This window comes from Microbacterium kunmingense, assembly GCF_023155745.1.
Lineage (GTDB): Bacteria > Actinomycetota > Actinomycetes > Actinomycetales > Microbacteriaceae > Microbacterium > Microbacterium kunmingense.
In genome coordinates this window covers 166,237-182,238 of record NZ_JAKNUS010000002.1, presented here as the reverse complement: position 1 = coordinate 182,238, position 16,002 = coordinate 166,237, and the positions used below count along the sequence as shown (strand labels likewise).

Annotated in this window: 14 protein-coding genes and 1 tRNA gene; 6 read left to right on the top strand and 9 right to left on the bottom strand. The window is 69.4% G+C overall.

The features are described from left to right. The first annotated feature begins 15 nt into the window (after positions 1 to 15). Positions 16 to 2,943, top strand: coding sequence for a UPF0182 family membrane protein (locus MA875_RS03580; RefSeq protein WP_248240327.1), 2,928 nt, complete (start codon positions 16 to 18; stop codon positions 2,941 to 2,943). Between the two features lie 117 nt (positions 2,944 to 3,060). Here the strand turns inward: MA875_RS03580 and MA875_RS03575 are convergent, their stop codons facing one another. The 8 genes from MA875_RS03575 to MA875_RS03540 all read right to left on the bottom strand — a co-directional run bounded on the left by MA875_RS03575 (position 3,061) and on the right by MA875_RS03540 (position 9,029). After that, positions 3,061 to 3,957 carry a prenyltransferase gene (locus MA875_RS03575; RefSeq protein ID WP_248240326.1) on the bottom strand — a complete coding sequence of 299 codons (897 nt, stop codon included), beginning with the start codon at positions 3,955 to 3,957 and terminating at the stop codon, positions 3,061 to 3,063. Beyond that, on the bottom strand, positions 3,954 to 4,274 hold the full coding sequence (locus MA875_RS03570; RefSeq protein ID WP_248240324.1) for a lycopene cyclase domain-containing protein: 321 nt from the start codon (positions 4,272 to 4,274) through the stop codon (positions 3,954 to 3,956). Before MA875_RS03570 ends, MA875_RS03575 begins: the two co-directional genes overlap by 4 nt. Then, on the bottom strand, positions 4,271 to 4,624 hold the full coding sequence (locus MA875_RS03565; protein WP_248240323.1) for a lycopene cyclase domain-containing protein: 354 nt from the start codon (positions 4,622 to 4,624) through the stop codon (positions 4,271 to 4,273). Before MA875_RS03565 ends, MA875_RS03570 begins: the two co-directional genes overlap by 4 nt. 1 nt (position 4,625) lies before the next feature. Next, positions 4,626 to 6,200, bottom strand: coding sequence for a phytoene desaturase family protein (gene crtI, locus MA875_RS03560; RefSeq protein WP_248240322.1), 1,575 nt, complete (start codon positions 6,198 to 6,200; stop codon positions 4,626 to 4,628). Further along, positions 6,197 to 7,078 carry a phytoene/squalene synthase family protein gene (locus tag MA875_RS03555; protein WP_248240321.1) on the bottom strand — a complete coding sequence of 294 codons (882 nt, stop codon included), beginning with the start codon at positions 7,076 to 7,078 and terminating at the stop codon, positions 6,197 to 6,199. Before MA875_RS03555 ends, crtI begins: the two co-directional genes overlap by 4 nt. Continuing rightward, positions 7,075 to 8,130, bottom strand: a complete 1,056-nt coding sequence (locus tag MA875_RS03550; protein ID WP_248240320.1) for a polyprenyl synthetase family protein — start codon at positions 8,128 to 8,130, stop codon at positions 7,075 to 7,077. Before MA875_RS03550 ends, MA875_RS03555 begins: the two co-directional genes overlap by 4 nt. Then, positions 8,127 to 8,678, bottom strand: a complete 552-nt coding sequence (idi, locus tag MA875_RS03545; protein WP_248240319.1) for an isopentenyl-diphosphate Delta-isomerase — start codon at positions 8,676 to 8,678, stop codon at positions 8,127 to 8,129. Before idi ends, MA875_RS03550 begins: the two co-directional genes overlap by 4 nt. A 274-nt stretch (positions 8,679 to 8,952) precedes the next feature. Beyond that, positions 8,953 to 9,029, bottom strand: a tRNA-Met gene (locus tag MA875_RS03540). A gap of 94 nt (positions 9,030 to 9,123) precedes the next feature. Between MA875_RS03540 and MA875_RS03535 the strand changes: the two genes are divergently transcribed. Further along, entirely contained in the window at positions 9,124 to 9,657 is a 534-nt protein-coding gene (locus MA875_RS03535) for a DUF6328 family protein (protein ID WP_248240317.1), read from the top strand. Continuing rightward, the gene (locus tag MA875_RS03530) at positions 9,654 to 10,460 is read left to right on the top strand and encodes a carbon-nitrogen hydrolase family protein (protein WP_248240315.1); all 807 of its coding nucleotides are present in this window, start codon (positions 9,654 to 9,656) and stop codon (positions 10,458 to 10,460) included. Before MA875_RS03535 ends, MA875_RS03530 begins: the two co-directional genes overlap by 4 nt. On the opposite strand, the gene MA875_RS03525 is transcribed toward MA875_RS03530, so the two are convergent. Then, on the bottom strand, positions 10,457 to 11,668 hold the full coding sequence (locus MA875_RS03525) for an aminotransferase class I/II-fold pyridoxal phosphate-dependent enzyme (RefSeq protein WP_248240313.1): 1,212 nt from the start codon (positions 11,666 to 11,668) through the stop codon (positions 10,457 to 10,459). The genes MA875_RS03530 and MA875_RS03525 overlap by 4 nt on opposite strands. A gap of 160 nt (positions 11,669 to 11,828) precedes the next feature. Here MA875_RS03525 and MA875_RS03520 point away from each other — a divergent pair, with 160 nt between their 5' ends. The 3 genes from MA875_RS03520 to MA875_RS03510 are packed head-to-tail and all read left to right on the top strand — an operon-like array spanning position 11,829 to position 16,000. Beyond that, on the top strand, positions 11,829 to 13,241 hold the full coding sequence (locus MA875_RS03520) for a trypsin-like peptidase domain-containing protein (RefSeq protein WP_248240311.1): 1,413 nt from the start codon (positions 11,829 to 11,831) through the stop codon (positions 13,239 to 13,241). Between the two features lie 42 nt (positions 13,242 to 13,283). Further along, a complete protein-coding gene (locus MA875_RS03515; RefSeq protein ID WP_248240310.1) occupies positions 13,284 to 14,555 on the top strand; it encodes a CDP-glycerol glycerophosphotransferase family protein in 1,272 nt (423 codons plus the stop codon). Further along, positions 14,552 to 16,000: a CDP-glycerol glycerophosphotransferase family protein gene (locus tag MA875_RS03510; protein WP_248240309.1), complete on the top strand. Its 1,449-nt coding sequence runs from the start codon at positions 14,552 to 14,554 to the stop codon at positions 15,998 to 16,000. The genes MA875_RS03515 and MA875_RS03510 overlap by 4 nt, the downstream gene beginning before the upstream one ends. The last annotated feature ends 2 nt before the right edge of the window (positions 16,001 to 16,002 follow it).

The window sequence follows — 16,002 nt, the reverse complement described above, 5'->3', positions numbered from 1 at the left end:
CTTAGGATTGAGACCGTGACCACGACCCCCGCGCCGCAGGCCGCACCCTCCCGATCCCGACGGGCGATCGCCATCACCCTTGCCGTGATCGCGGCACTCGTGGCGGCCTTCTTCATCTTCGCCAACCTCTACGCCGACTGGCTCTGGTACGAGCAGCTCGAATTCACCTCGGTGCTCGTGACCCAGTGGGTCGCGCGCGTGGTGATGTTCGCCGTCGGCTTCTTCGCGATGGGCATCCCGGTCTGGCTCGCGATCCAGCTCGCCTATCGGCTCCGGCCGGTGTATGCGCGCCTGAGCTCCCAGCTCGACCGCTACCAGGAGGTCGTCGAGCCGCTGCGCCGTCTGGCGATGTGGGGGATCCCGGTGTTCTTCGGCTTCTTCGCCGGGTTCGCCGCCTCGACCCAGTGGGAGACGACCTGGCTGTGGTTCAACGGCGTGCAGACCACGGTGACCGACCCCGAGTTCGGCCTGGACACCGGGTTCTACATGTTCGCCATGCCGTTCTACGGCTCGGTCCTCGGCTTCGCCTCCGCGGTCCTCCTGGTGTGCCTGCTCGTCTCGGGACTGGTGTCCTACCTCTACGGCTCGGTCCGGGTCGGGCAGCGGGAGCTGCGCATCTCCAAGGCCGCGCGCATCCAGCTCGCGGTCATCGCGGGACTGTACATCCTGGTTCAGGCGGGAAGCCTGTGGCTGGACCGCTACCGGACGCTCGTCGAACCGTACGACCGCATCACCGGCCCCGGGTACACCGGTGTCAACGCGATCATCCCCGGTCAGACGATCCTCGCCATCGTCGCGGCGATCGTCGCCATCCTCTTCTTCGTCACAGCCGTCATCGGACGCTGGCGCTACCCCCTCATCGCCACGGCGCTCCTGGTGATCTCCGCCATCGTGGTCGGCGTCGGGTACCCGTGGGTGCTCAACACCTTCCAGGTTCGGCCGAACCAGCTCACACTCGAGAGCGAGTACTACCAGCGCAACATCGACATGACGAAGATGGCCTACGGCATCGACGGGCTGGAGAAGACCGACTTCTCCGCCGTCACCGACGTCGAGCCCGGTCAGCTGCGCGAGGATGCGGAGACGACCGCATCCATCCGCATCATGGACCCCGCCATCATCAGTCCGACCGTACGGCAGCAGGAGCAGTACCGCGCGTTCTATCAGTTCCCCGAGACGCTGGACGTGGACCGGTACGAGATCGACGGGCAGTCCCAGGACACCATCGTCTCGGTACGCGAGTTGGACGTGGACCGTCTCGGCCAGGCTTCGACCTGGCAGAACACCACGGTGGTGTACACCCACGGCTACGGCATGGTCGCAGCGCGCGGTAACGCGCGGACCGTCGAGGGCTTCCCCGAATTCATCGAGCGTGGGATCCCGGTCTCCGGTGTCCTCACCGAGGAAGAGGAGTATCAGCCGAGGATCTACTTCGGCGAGAACTCCCCGCCCTACTCGATCGTCGGCGCTCCGGAGGGAACGGAGCCGTTCGAGCTCGACTACCCGTCCGGTGGGGACGGCGAGAGCGAGACCCGGTACACCTTCACCGGCGACGGTGGGCCGAGCGTCGGCAACGTCTTCAACCGCCTCATCTACGCACTGAAGTTCCAGTCGGAGCAGATCCTCTTCTCCGACTTCGTCAACGAGGAATCGCAGATCCTCTACGACCGCGATCCGCTCACCCGGGTGGAGAAGGTCGCGCCGTACCTCACGCTCGACAGCGACCCCTACCCGAGCGTCGTGGACGGCCGGATCGTGTGGATCGTCGACGGGTACACCCTGAGTGCGAACTACCCCTACTCCACGACGGTGAGCCTGCAGCAGGCGATCGCCGATGCCAACAACGTCCAGCCGCGATTCGCCATCGACGACATCAACTACGTGCGCAACTCCGTCAAGGCCACCGTCGACGCGTACGACGGTTCCGTCACGCTCTATGCGTGGGACGACGAGGACCCGATCCTGCAGGCCTGGCAGAAGGTCTACCCCTCCACCGTGCAGCCGATCAGCGAGATGTCCGCAGACCTGATGAGCCACGTGCGCTACCCGACCGATCTGTTCAAGATCCAGCGCGCCATGCTCGGTGTCTACCACGTGGACGACGCGCGGGCCTTCTACCAGCGCGACAACGCCTGGGCGACCCCGGAGGACCCCCAGGATCCCGGCAGCTTCCAGCCGCCGTACTACTCCACGATCCAGATGCCGGGCCAGGCGGCGCCGAGCTACTCGATGTTCACGACCTTCATCCCCTCGTCCGAGGGCGGGGCGAGCCGGAATGTCCTGATGGGGTATCTCGCGGTCGACTCCAATGCCGGATCCGAGGCGGGCGTGAAGAGCGAGGACTACGGCAAGCTTCGGATGCTGGAGATCGACGCGGAGACCCCCGTGCCCGGCCCCGGCCAGGTGCAGAACACCTTCGACGCCGACCCCACCGTCTCGGCGCAGATCAACATCCTCTCGCAGGGACAGTCCGACGTGCTCAACGGCAACCTCCTGACGCTCCCCGTCGGCGGCGGTCTGCTCTACGTCCAGCCGGTGTTCGTGCAGTCCTCCGGTGGCACGCAGCTGCCGACACTGCAGCGCGTGCTCGTCGCCTTCGGTGACCGGATCGCGTTCGAGAACACCCTCAACGAAGCGCTGGACACCCTGTTCGGCGGTGACTCGGGGGCCACGGCCGGTGACACGGACGTGCCGCCGGACGCGAACCCTGCGCCGAGCCCGACTCCGACGCCCACGCCGTCCGAGACTGGAGATGCCGGCGAGACGCCCGCGCCCACCGTTCCGCCCGCCGATGAATACCAGGCGGCGCTGCAGGAGGCGCAGGACGCGATGATGGATCGTCAGGCGGCTCTCCAGGCGGCGGACTGGGCGGCGTACGGCGAAGCCGATGCGCGGCTGACGGCAGCGGTGGAGCGGCTCATCGAGCTCGGCGACCAGCAGTAGCGCGCCACTGGCGACGCACCACACGCGAATGCCCCGGCACCGCGTCCCTTCCGAGGGGCGCCGGTCCGGGGCATCCGTCATGTGTCGCCCGTTGCGGGCGGCTCTACCATGCGCTGGTCAGGCGGCAGCGAGGAGTCCGTAGGAGATCAGCAGCACCGTGACGATGAAGCCCGCGATCTGGTTGATCCACAGGAAACGGCGCCAGCCGATCGTCGCCTTTTCCGCGGTCTCATCAGTGACCGAACGGTACGGCCACACGATCGCGATGTAGGGCAGCACGGCGATCACCGCCAACGGACCCGGCCACGCTGTCGCGAGGATCACCAGGCCCGCGGCGAAGTAGCAGGCGAGGGCGAACCGGACGGTCCACCGCGCACCGCGTGCCGTCGCGATGGAGCTGATGCCCGCCGCTCGGTCGGCGAGGACGTCCTGGACGGCGCCGAAGGCGTGGGAGGCGATCCCCCAGAGGGCGAAGGCGACGATGACGGCGACGAGCTGCCAGGTCCAGGCGACCCCGGCCAGGACGAGCGCGTACACGGCGGGGGAGAAGAAGTGGATGCTGCTGGTGAGCGAGTCGGCGAACGGCCGCTCCTTCAACCGCAGCGGCGGGGCGCTGTAGAACACCACGAAGAACAGGCTCGCCGCCAGCACCAGCCAGGAGGCCGGTGAGCCGACCCACACCAGGTAGGCCACGAACGGCAGGCACAGCAACCCCGACACCCACAGGGTGAGGGCGTGGAGCCGTTGATCGAGCACCGCGCCGTGCGCGCCGCCCTTCCGGGGGTTGCGCAGGTCGGATTCGTAGTCGAAGACGTCGTTGATGCCGTACATCGCGACGTTGTAGGGGATGAGGAAGAACAGAGCACCCAGGATGAGGGTGAGATCGACCTGACGCGTGGCCAGCAGATACGCCGCGGCGAACGGATAGGCCGTGTTGATCCAGCTGACCGGACGGGAGGAGACGAAGAGCTGTCGGATCACGCGACCCGTGCGCAGCGGAGTCGGGGTGGTCATGAGGTCTGCTCCCGGCGGTGGCGACCGCTCGTCACCAGGGTGTGGACGGCGGGGACCAGGAAGGCGGCGGCCACCGCGTACGCGAAGTCCTCGATGGGGGCCAGCCCGATGAGAATGCCGCTGCGATGTTCTTCGTCGTAGGCCACGAGTCCTGTTCCGATGATGACGTTGTCGAAGATCGCGGTGAGGATGACGAGCACCACCGCACCGGCGAGGGATGCGACCATCCTCTCGCGGAATCGCGGCAGTCGCACGGTGGCCAGCGTCACTGCGGCGGCGACGAGGAGGAACGGGATGTTGATCAGCACGTAGGTCACGATCGTGCCTCGTCTTCCCGTGTGCGGCGACGCCTGGCCCGGTGCTCTCCCAGGCGCAGCGCCGCGCTGTAGAAGAGCACCGCAAGATAGCAGAGGAAGGTGAGGAAGAAGACCTCCTCCAGCGGCAGCTCGGGCGCGACCGAGATCCCGATGAACAGCGGACTGTCCCCCTGGAAGAACACCCCCGTGATGATGCCGACGACGTCCCAGGCGAGGAAGAAGATCACGCCCACGGCGACCGAGACGATGGTGGCCAGGGGAGTGCGCCACAGGGCGAGACGATAGCGCGCGTCGATCACGGCCATTCCCGCGCCGGAGAAAACGATCGCCAGGAGGTAGAGCCCGGGCACCTCACACCCTCGCAGGCTCGGGGAGCGGCCCCGGGCTGCGATCGCCGCGCAGCCGCTTGAGCACCAGCTCGGCCGAGATGAGGCACATCGGCAGACCGATACCCGGAAGCGTGGATGCCCCCGCGTAGACCAGTCCGCGCACCTTCTTGGATGCGTTGCGCGGCCGGAAGACCGCGCTCTGGTTGAGGGTGTGCGCGAGCCCGAGCGAGTTCCCGCGCCAGGCGTGGAGATCGTGGAGGAAGTCGCCGGGGGTGATCGTGCGACGCACGACGATACGGTCGGCGAGATCGGGGATCCCCGCCCACTCGGAGATCTGCGCGATGACCTGATCGGCGGCCGCCTCGATGCGCGGGTCGCCGTCGCCTTCGATCCCGCCACGTCCGAGGGAGGGGTCGGCGGGAATGGGAACGAGCACGAACAGATTCTCGTGACCGGCGGGAGCCACGGTCTCATCGGTGGCGCTCGGTCGGCAGATGTAGATGGACGCGGGATCGGGGATGTGGGCGTCGGTGCCGAAGATGGCCTCGAAGTTCGCCTTCCACCGGTCGACGAACATCAGCGTGTGGTGGGCGAGCTCGGGGAGTTCGCCCTCGACGCCGAGAAGGAGGAGGAGCGCACCGGGACTCGGCTGCTTGCGGGTCCACCACTCCTCGGGGTAGGTCTGCAGCTCCCGGGGGAGCAGTGCGGTCTCGGTGTGGTGCAGATCCGCAGCCGACACCACCAGGTCGGCGTGGATCACTTCGCCGTCCTGCAGGCGCACGCCGGTCGCCCGGACCGGGCCGGCATCGTCCGCGGTGACGATGGCCGAGACCTCGGCGTCGGTGCGGATCGTCACACCGTGACGCCGGGCGACCCGCTCGACAGCGCGGATGACCTCGGTGAACCCACCCCGGGGGTAGAGGACGCGGTCGTCGAGATCGAGGTGGCTCATGAGGTGGTAGAGACTCGGCACGCCGTAGGGTGAGCCGCCGAGGAACACCGCGGGGTACTCCAGGATCTGCCGCAGCATCGGCTCGCGGAACCGCTGGTCGACGAATCGGGCGAGGGTCGTTGTCAGCAGCGGCAGCAGCTGAGGCAGACGCTTCAGCAGTGCCGGATCGCGCAAGCCCGCCGTGGTCTCGTACGTGTCGTACAGGAATCGCGAGACCGCGAGGTCGTAGGCGTTGCCGGCCGAATCGAGATAGGTGGCGAGCTTTTCCCCTGCGCCCGGCTCGAGGGATTCGAACAGGGCCGTCGCCTCCGCACGCCCGGAGCGGACATCGACCGACTCGCCGGCGGCGCCGGAGGACGCCGGCTCGCGGTAGACGCGATATGCGGGGTCGAGTTTGATCAGGTCGAGCTCTGCGTCGGCGGTGGTTCCCACGAGCCGGAAGAAGTGGTCGAACACCTCGGGCATGAGGTACCAGCTCGGGCCGGTGTCGAAGCGGAAGCCGTCGCTCTCCCACGATCCGGCTCGGCCCCCGACGTCGCCCCGGGCCTCCAGGACGGTGACCTCGTGTCCCTCGACGGCGAGCAGTGCCGCGGTGGCGAGTCCGGCGATGCCGCCGCCGATCACCACGGTTCGTTCGGCGGTCATGCACGAGCTCCTCTCGGGTGCAGCCCCAGCATCGCGCGCGCGGCGAGGGCGGCTTTCACGGTGTCGGGTACGCGGACCCGGGTGCGGCTGTCGTCACCCTCGCGGCGGAGTCGCCGGGAGAGCTCGGCGAACAGGTCGTGTGCGACCGTTACGGCGCGCCGGCAGTCGGCGGGAAGGGACGGGATGGTCGCGGCGGCGGCCGCGAGGTCGGCGTCGATCCGGTCGAGGACGTCGGTGCGGCTGCGCCGGCCGGTGGTGACGCCGAGGTAATCGCGACCCAGCGCGCCTTCGTCGTGGAAGAGGTCGCGAAGGAAGTTGACGTCCTGGAACGCCGCACCCAGACGCCTGGCCCCTTCGACGAGCGACGGGTCGGGAAGGGCGGGTCGGGGGTTGTCGGCGTTGACGAACACGTGGAGGCACATCAGACCCACCACCTCCGCCGAGCCGTAGACGTAGGAGTCGTGCGACGCGTCGTCGTGATTGGCGACGGTGAGGTCGGTGCGCATCGACTGGAAGAAGGGAGCGATGAGGTCGGCGCCGATGAGGCATTCCCGCGCGGTGCGGGCGAAGGCATGGACGACGAGGTTCGAGCTGAAGCCGCGGTCGATCGCGGCCATCGTCTCCGCTTCGAGATCGTCCAGCACAGCGCGCTCCGCCTCGGGATCCAGACCTGCCTCGTGGGCGGGGCCGTCGACGATCTCGTCGGCCACGCGCACCAGCGCGTAGACGTTGCGCACGTGCGGGCGCGGTCGGGGGCCCAGGAGCCGGGTCGCAAGGCCGAAGGAGGTGGAATACGCGGCGATGACGGCAGCGGACGCGTCCTCAGCCGTGCGGTCGTACTGTGCGAGCCCGGTGGGACGATCGCCGGATGCGGTCACGGAATCCTCTCCTGAATGCGGACGCAGAGGTCCTGCAACAGCATTCTCGCAGCGACGGGGAGCTCTCGGGCGGCGGAGTGCTTTCCCGCACCGGCGAGCGTGTCGTCGATCAGCTCGCGCAGCCGGGTACGCGCTCCGCTGGCCTCCAGGGCCTCCTGGGCCTCGCGGATGGCGATCGGTCCGGTGTGGGCCACGGCGAGGGCGTCGTTGACCCGAGACCATGCGGCGGTCTGTCGGGCGAAGGCGATGAGCGGGGTGCGCTTCGCCTCCCGAAGGTCGCCGCCCTCCTCCTTCCCCGCCTGATCGGCGGTCCCGAACGCGCCGATCAGGTCGTCGACGAGCTGGAACGCCAAGCCGATACGTGCACCGGCATCGCCCAGAGCGGCGATCGAGGCCTCGTCGGCTCCCGCGAGAACAGCCCCGGCCTGCAGGGGGGCGCTGAAGGAGTAGACAGCGGTCTTGTCGCGCGCAGCGGCGATCAGCGCCGCGTCCTCGGCGAGATCGGGGACCACCGCGTTCTCGACGTCGGCGAGCTCCCCGGCTGCCGAGACGAAGACGGCGTCGTCGAGGAGGCCGAACAGCGCCTCGCGCGCCTGCGAGGTCGCATCGGAGGTGGCGATGAGTCGCCCGGCTTCGTGGAGCAGAAGGTCGCCGGCGAGGATTCCCGCCGCATCTCCGAGGGTCGCCGCTCCACCGGGGCTCGCGCCCGCGGTGAGCGCGCGCAGTCGGAACTCCCCGCCGACGTTGGGGATGCCGCGGCGGATGAGGTCGTGGTCGATCACATCGTCGTGGACGACGAATGCGGTGTGCAGCAGCTCGAACGCCGCGGCGACGCGGTAGACGGTCGGCAACTGGGCGTCGTCACCGTCGAAGGCGTGGAAGGACGCCACGACGAGCGTGGGGCGCAGCCGCTTCCCGCCCGAGGCCGCCCGGGCGATGGCTTCGCCGAGGACGCAGAAACCGTCACCCAGGCGCGCGGCGCGGTCGCTGATGCGCTGCACCGCCGAGTCGATGGCGAGGTCGATCTCGGCACTGGTGGCGGCGGGGATCATGAGGCTCGTCGTCGAGGTTCTGCGGCGTCGAAAAGGTGAAGCTGCTGCGCCTGGAGCACGAGCCAGGGGCTGAAGGCCCACGGTGTGCTCACGAGGGACGACGCGAGATCTGCGGGGTCGACCCAGCGGGCATCCATCACCTCGGCGGGGTTGAGCACGGGTTCGCGTTCGGCGCGCGCGGTGTAGACCGGGCAGACCTCGTACTCCACCACGCCGCTGGCATCGGTGGCGCGATAGCGGAACAGGGGCAGTGCGAGCTGGATGTCGCTCAGGACGAGCCCGAGCTCCGATTCAGCGTGGCGCCGGACGGCGGACAGCACCGGCTCGGCAGGCCGGGGGTGGCCGCAGAAGGAGTTGGTCCAGACGCCCGGCCAGGTCTTCTTCGTCAGGGCGCGACGGGTGACGAGCACCTCGCCGGCGTCATTGACGACGTGGCAGGAGAAGGCCAGGTGAAGTGCGGTGTCACTGCCGTGCACACTCGACTTCGGGGCGGTGCCGATGGCGCGGCCGGCCTCGTCGAGAAGGACGACGTGGTCGATCTCCGTCATGGCACCTCCTGAGCAGTTCGCTAGTTTTCCTAGCGATATCGGTTGGTCGATGATACAGGGAGGCTGTGAGGGTGTCTACACGGCACCCTCGCTGCTCCGGCACCCCCGCGGGCGCGGCGGCCGCGGACGCCCCAGACGTCCGCGCTTTCCATGTTGCCCTGGAACGACGGCGCGGGACGCGTAAGCGGAACAGGACCAGGCGTGTCGCACGGTGGGGGACGGACACCCGGTGCGGCGAAAGCAAGAAGGCGCCCCTTCCGGGACGCCTTCTTCTTGGTTGCGGGGGCAGGATTTGAACCTACGACCTCTGGGTTATGAGCCCAGCGAGCTACCGAACTGCTCCACCCCGCGGCACAAGAGAAAAGCCTAGCATGCGTGGTTCGCGACGTCGAACCGGCGTGGGCATCGGTTGCCGACAGGCCCTCCTGCCGGGCAGGGTAGCTCCATGCCCGCGCCGCCCGAGAACGCCGTAGACGACAGGCCCGACGGGCGCGACGAGTCTCCCACCGAGCGCGCCGATCGCAACTGGAACGAGGTTCTGCAGGAGCTTCGCGTCCTGCAGACCGGCACGCAGATCCTCACCGGCTTCCTGCTCGCTCTGGCCTTCCAGCCCGCCTTCGCCGAGCTCAGCGCCGCGCAACGCGGGTTCTATCTCGTGCTCGTCGTGCTCTCGGCGCTGAGCGCCATCATCGCTCTCGCGCCTGTCGCGCTGCACCGTGTGCTCTTCGGCCGGGGGCGCAAGGCGACGGTCGTCCGTTTCGGGCATGTCGCGCTGCTGACGGCCCTCACCATCGTCGCGCTGCTGCTGTCCGGGGTCGTCGCATTCGTGTTCGATGTCGTCATCGGCACCACCGGTGCCCTCCTTTCCGCCGGAGGGCTGGTCCTTCTCGTCGTCGTGCTCTGGGTCGTGGTGCCGGCGGTCGTGCGCCTCCGCAAGCGCGACGGTACCGAGCCGAGTCCGGAAGGTCTTCCGCAGTGACCATCGTCCCCCTCACCATCGCGGCGGCGCAGTTCCGCCCCCGCGCCGATCCCGAGGCCAATCGTCTAGCCGTGGACGGACTCGTGCGCACCGCGGCGGGGCGAGGGGCGCGGGTCGTCGTCCTCCCCGAGTACTCCAACTACTTCGTCGACCCCTTCGACGCATCGGTGGGAGTGCACGCCGAGACCCTCGACGGGCCCTTCGTCGCGGCACTCCAGAGCCTCGCCGCCCAGACCGGGACCCACATCGTCGCCGGGATGCTCGAGCGGGGCGAGGAGGGTCGCGTGCGCAACACCGTCGTGGCGGTGACCGACACCGGGCCCGTCGCGGTCTACCGCAAGCTGCATCTGTACGACGCCTTCGGCCAGCGGGAGTCCGATTGGATCCAGCGGGGCGAGACCTCGCCACCGGAGACGTTCGCCGTCGGCGGCATCCGTTTCGGTCTGATGACCTGCTACGACCTGAGATTCCCCGAGATCGGCCGCGTGCTCGCCGACGCCGGGGCGACCGCCATCCTCGTCCCCGCGGAGTGGGTCCGCGGTCCGCTCAAGGATCATCACTGGCAGACGCTCCTGCAGGCACGCGCCATCGAGAACACCGCCTATGTCGTCGCGGCCGATCACCCGCCGCCCCTGGGAGTGGGACTGTCCGCGGTCATCGATCCGCAGGGCGTCATCCTCGCCGGTGTCGGCTCGGGAACGGGTCTCGCCCTGGCGGACCTGGATGCGGACGTCATCGATCGGGTCCGCGAGCAGAACCCCGCTCTTCGGCTGCGCCGTTTCCGGGTTGTCGCAGACTCCTAGTCTCGAGGCTGCAGCTGCGACAGGCGGCCCACGGCCTCCTCGAGGACGGGCGCCCGCTTGCAGGCGGCGAACCGGATGAGACTCGCGACGGCGGGACGTTCCTCGGGACGCACGAACGCGGTGAGGGGCACGCCGACGACGCCGACGCTCTCCGCCATCTCGCGACAGAAGCGGTCGGCGTCGACGACGTCGACCGCCCTCGCGTCGACGACCGTGAAGTACGTCGCGGCGGGAACCGACACGTCGAAGCCCGCGGCGCGCAATCCTCGACCCAGCAGATCGCGTTTGACGCGAAGGGTGTCAGACAGCGAGGCGAACCAGTCGTCGGTGAGGGCCAGTCCCGCGGCGATGGCCGGCTGGAAGGGCGCGCCGCCGGTGTATGTCAGGTACTGCTTGACGGCGAGGACGGCCTCGATGAGATCGGCCGGCCCGGTCGCCCAGCCCACTTTCCACCCGGTGGTCGAGAACGTCTTGCCCCCCGATGAGATCGACACGGTGCGCTCCCACGCTCCCGGCATCGCCGCGATGGGCTCGTGCCGCCCTTGGAAGACGAGGTGCTCGTAGACCTCGTCCGTCACGATCCAGGCGTCGTGCTCGTGGGCCAGGCGCACCACCTCGGTGCGGAGTTCCTCGGAGAACACCGACCCGGTGGGATTGTGCGGATCGTTCACAAGGATGACGCGGGTGCGAGCGCTCACCGCGTCACGGAGCGCCTGCGGGTCGGGCTGGAAATCGGGGAAGCGGAGGGGAACGGTGACGAGGCGTGCACCCGCCAGGGCGACGAGCGCCGCGTACGCGTCGTAATAGGGCTCGAAGACGACGACCTCATCGTCGGGGCCGTCGACCAGTGCCAACAGGGAAGCGGCCAGGGCCTCGGTCGCGCCGGCGGTCACCAGGACATGACGATCGGGATCGAGGTGGAGACCGTAGAACCGCTGCTGGTGGGCGGCGATCGCCTCGCGCAGTTCGGCGACGCCGCGGCCGGGCGGATACTGGTTGACACCGTGGGCGATCGCGTCCCGGGCCGTGTCGAGAACGACAGCAGGTCCGTCTTCGTCGGGGAATCCCTGACCGAGATTGATCGCGCCGGTGCGGGCCGCAAGGGCCGACATGTCGGCGAAGATGGTGGGGCGGGTCGTCCCGTCGGCGGACAGCAGCCCGGCGCCGTCGGCGACACGCCGCCAGGGGCCGGGAATCGTTCGGGGCATCGGTCGTGGCATCCCTCCTGCACGGGTTCCTCAGCATTGCATAGGCGCATCGCGGGCGGATCATAAGAAACCCACAGGATCGGTGACCACGCTTGTTCACAGATCGGCCAGAGACGCGATCGACGGTTTCAAGGGGCCTGCGGCCCGAGGAGGAACGAAGATGAGCGAGAACAACAGCGACCGCCCCGCGGAGGAGACCCCGGCGATGCCGCCTGTGCCGGAGAAGCCCGCCGTCCCGGCGGCCCAGCACACCCCGCCGGCGGGGTGGCACGTCCCGCCGCGACCCGCACCCCCGACCGTGGCGGCGGCGTACCCCACGTCCGCACACGCGACCCAGCCCACGCTTCCCCTCGGCGAGCCCGCACCCGCCTCGCCGCCGGCGAAGCGCACGTCCGGTGCCGCACGTGTGGCCGGCCTCCTCGTGGCCGCCGCCGTCGTCGGAGGCGCCGCGGGGCTCGGTGGCGCCTACGCCGGTGTGTCGCTGTTCCAGCCGACCTCGACGGCGACCACGGCGACCGGCCCCACCAGCGTGACCGTCAACGACACCGATGAGGTCAACCAGACCACGGCGATCGCCGCGAAGGTGGTCCCGAGCGTGGTGACCATCGAGGCGGCAGGCGGCGCCGGCAGCGGCACCGGATCGGGCGTCATCCTCTCCAGCGACGGGTACGTCGTGACCAACACCCACGTCGTCACCCTCGACGGCGCCACCGCGGACGCCGCCATCCGGGTGACCACCTCCGACGGGCGGGTCTTCGATGCCGAGATCGTCGGCACCGATCCGCTCTACGACCTCGCCGTGATCAAGCTCCAGGACGCCGAGGGCCTCACTCCGATCGAGTTCGCCGATTCGTCCCAGCTGAACGTCGGTGACGAGACCACCGCCGTCGGTGCGCCCCTGGGACTGTCCAACACCGTCACCACCGGCATCGTCAGCGCGTTGAACCGTTCGATCGAGATCGCCTCGTCCGCCGCTCCCGACGAGGGCGACACGGAGGAGAACCAGGGCGAGGCGCCGCCGTTCTCGTTCGACTTCGGCCAGGGCCAGCAGTCCGGTCAGCCGGCGGAATCGATCAAGATCGCGGTCATCCAGACGGATGCGGCGATCAACCCCGGGAACTCCGGAGGTGCGCTGGTCGATTCGCAGGGCCGCCTCATCGGCGTCAACGTCGCCATCGCCTCAGCGGGCGGGAGCTCGTCGACCCAGGGGAACATCGGCGTCGGCTTCGCGATCCCCTCCGATATCGTCCAGCGGGTCACCGACGAGCTGATCGAGAACGGATCGGCGACGCACGGGCTGCTCGGCGCCAACGTCCAGTCGGCGGCCTATGTCGAGGATGCCGACATCACCGGCGCCTACATCGCCGAGGTGACCTCGGGCGGTGCGGCCGAGGCTGCCGGGCTTCGGGCGGGCGACATCGTCACCGAGTTCAACGGGGTGCCGATCACCGATTCGGTCGACCTCACGGCCCAGGTGCGTGCGCTCGCTGCGGGCAGCGAGGTCTCGCTGACCTACGTGCGCGACGGTCAGAACGAAACCGCCGATGTGACTCTGGGAGAGCTGCAGCAGTAGGGACTCCCGGGTTCGGACGCCATCCCGCGATAGGCTCGCGGGATGGCGTCCTTCTCGTTCGGCGCGGGGAATGCACGCAAGGTCGCGAGCATTCCGCTGTACGCGCTCGGTCGCGTGCTGACGCTCGTGGTCCCGCGGCGCCGCGATCTCTGGGTGTTCGGGTGCGCGGTCGGCATCGCCGACGGGGCGCTCGCGCTCTGGGAGGAAGCGGCGACGCACGGCCGATCCGCCGTGTGGCTGACCGCGTCGCCGGACGAGGATCGGGATGCCGCGGCGAGAGGCATCCCGACGGCGAGGAAGTCCTCGCTCCGCGGCCTCTGGCTCACCGCTCGCGCGGGCGTCCTCGTGGTCACCCACGGCTTCGGCGATGTGAACCGGTACGCCACCGGCGGCGCATTCACCGTGCAGCTGTGGCACGGCATTCCGCTCAAGCGCATCGGCCTGGATTCACCCGAGACGCTGCGCAGCAGCATCCTTCCCCACTCTCGCGCCATGCGCGCCCTCATCCGAGCCATGTACCGCGGCGCGACCCGCCGGATCGGCCTGATCCCCGCCGCGTCGCACGTGGTGCGAGGTCGCCTGGAGTCGGCGTTCTCCCTCCCCGACGAGCGGGTCCCGGTGACCGGAGAGCCGCGCGTCGACGTGCTGTCGCGGGGTTCGGCCGAGGAGCGTCGTGCTCGGGCCCGCGCTCTGCTGTCATCCACGACAGGGGCGATCGGGGATTCGGCGCGGGTGATCCTCTACGCACCGACCTGGCGTGACGGTGCGCCCGATCCGGCGGTGCCGACGGCGGCGGACTGGCGGAGGATCGGCGACACCCTCGAGGCGCAGGACGCCATCCTGCTCGTCCGCTCCCACCCGCTCGGCGCGGGGGAGTACACGCCGCCGCGTCCGAGCGCGCGCATCCGGATGCTCGGCAGCGACGTCCTGCGGGACGTCACCCCGGCCCTCCCCGGAGTGGACCTGCTCATCACCGACTACTCATCGCTGGTGTTCGACGCCGGCCTGAACGGCACACCCGTCCTCTTCCTCGCGCCGGATGTCGAGGACTACGCCGCCCGACGCGGCTTCTACGGCTCGTTCGACGAGATCGCCCGAGGCGATGTCGCGTCGAGTTGGGCGGACATCAGCGAGCGACTCGGCGGGGCGCTGACCGAGGGTCCCGAGCGCGCCCGCCTCGCCGATCGCTCCGCGGCGCGCAGCGCCCGGGTTCACGCCTTCCGTGATGGAGGCAACACCGCACGGGTCCACCGTGCCATCCTGAACGCCACGGGCGCCGCCATGACCGACGGCCGCACGAGAGGACGCAGATGACCGACGCCCGATTCCATGCCGACCCCGCGCCTTCGCTCGTTCTCTCCGGTACCGGACCCGCACCGCAGCGTGCGCGTCTGGACGGGCCGCGAGCGCGTGTCACCGCGGACGTCATGGTGGACGACCAGGGCTGGAAGGTCGAGGTGCCGCTGCACGTCGCACGCTGGGGTGGTCCGGACCTCCCGCTGCCTCGTGGGTCGTATGCGTTGCGTCTGACCGGCGGAGCGGGGGCGGAGGACGAGGTTCCGGATGTCGCGCTGAGTCTCCTCGGCAGCCTCCGCGCGGAACTGCGCGGCGGTGCGGTCATCGTCGGCCCGCCGATCGATCCGGTGTACGACTCCGGCGAAGGTCAGGCCGCCCTCGAACGTCGATACGCCACCCGAGCGGGGGAACTCGAGAACGCGGTGTTCTTCGAGAGCTTCTACGGGCGAAACGCCAGCTGCAACCCGCTGGCGATCGATCGCGAGCTCGCGCGGCAGGTTCCGGGGGTGACGCGGTATTGGAGCGTCGCGGATCTGTCCGTGGTCGTGCCCGACGGCGCCGTCGCGGTGGTGGAGGGAAGCCCGGAGTGGTGGCGCGCCCGCGGCGTCTCGCGCCTGCTGATCGTCAACGACTGGCTCCGCCGCCGCTTCTCACGCCGAGGCGGGCAGGTCGTCCTCCAGACATGGCACGGCACACCGCTCAAACGCCTCGCCCTTCACCGCCCGGGCTTCGACCCGCGGCGGGCGGCGGCGGTCGTCCGCGAATCGTTCCGCTGGGACATCCTGCTCGCCCAGAACCCTTATGCCGCACGGGTGCTGCGGAAGGCCTACGCGTTCCTGCGTCGGCCCGTCTGGGTCGAGGGATATCCGCGCAACGACGTCCTCGTCACGGGGGACGGCGCCGCCACACGTGAGGCGCTGGGCATCGCCGCCGATGAGCGCGTCATCCTCTACGCCCCCACGTGGCGGGACGATCGGGAAGAGATCGTCGACTTCGTCGATCCCGCGAGCCTGGCCGCCGACACCGGCTCCGTCGTGCTGGTCCGCGGGCACTCCCGCACCCTTCAGCCCGGTCACGATCTCGCCGGCCCCCGGGTGATCGATGTCACCGGGTTCCCCGACACCTCGGCGCTTCTGCTGGCGGCGGATGCCCTCGTCACCGACTACTCGTCGGTGATGTTCGACTTCAGTGTCACCGGCAAGCCGATGTACTTTCTCGTGCCCGATATGGACCACTATCGCGGGACCCTGCGCGGCTTCTATTTCGACCTCGCGGCGCGCGCGCCCGGGCCGGTGGTGCGCACGCAGCAGGAGCTGATCACGGCGATCACGGCGGAGGATGCGGCCGTCTACGCCGAGAAGTACGAGGCGTGGCGGCGGACCTTCAACGCCCGCGACGACGGGCATGCCGCCGAACGCGTCGTCCACCGCATCCTGGATCAGGGTCTCATCGCACGCGCGTGAGT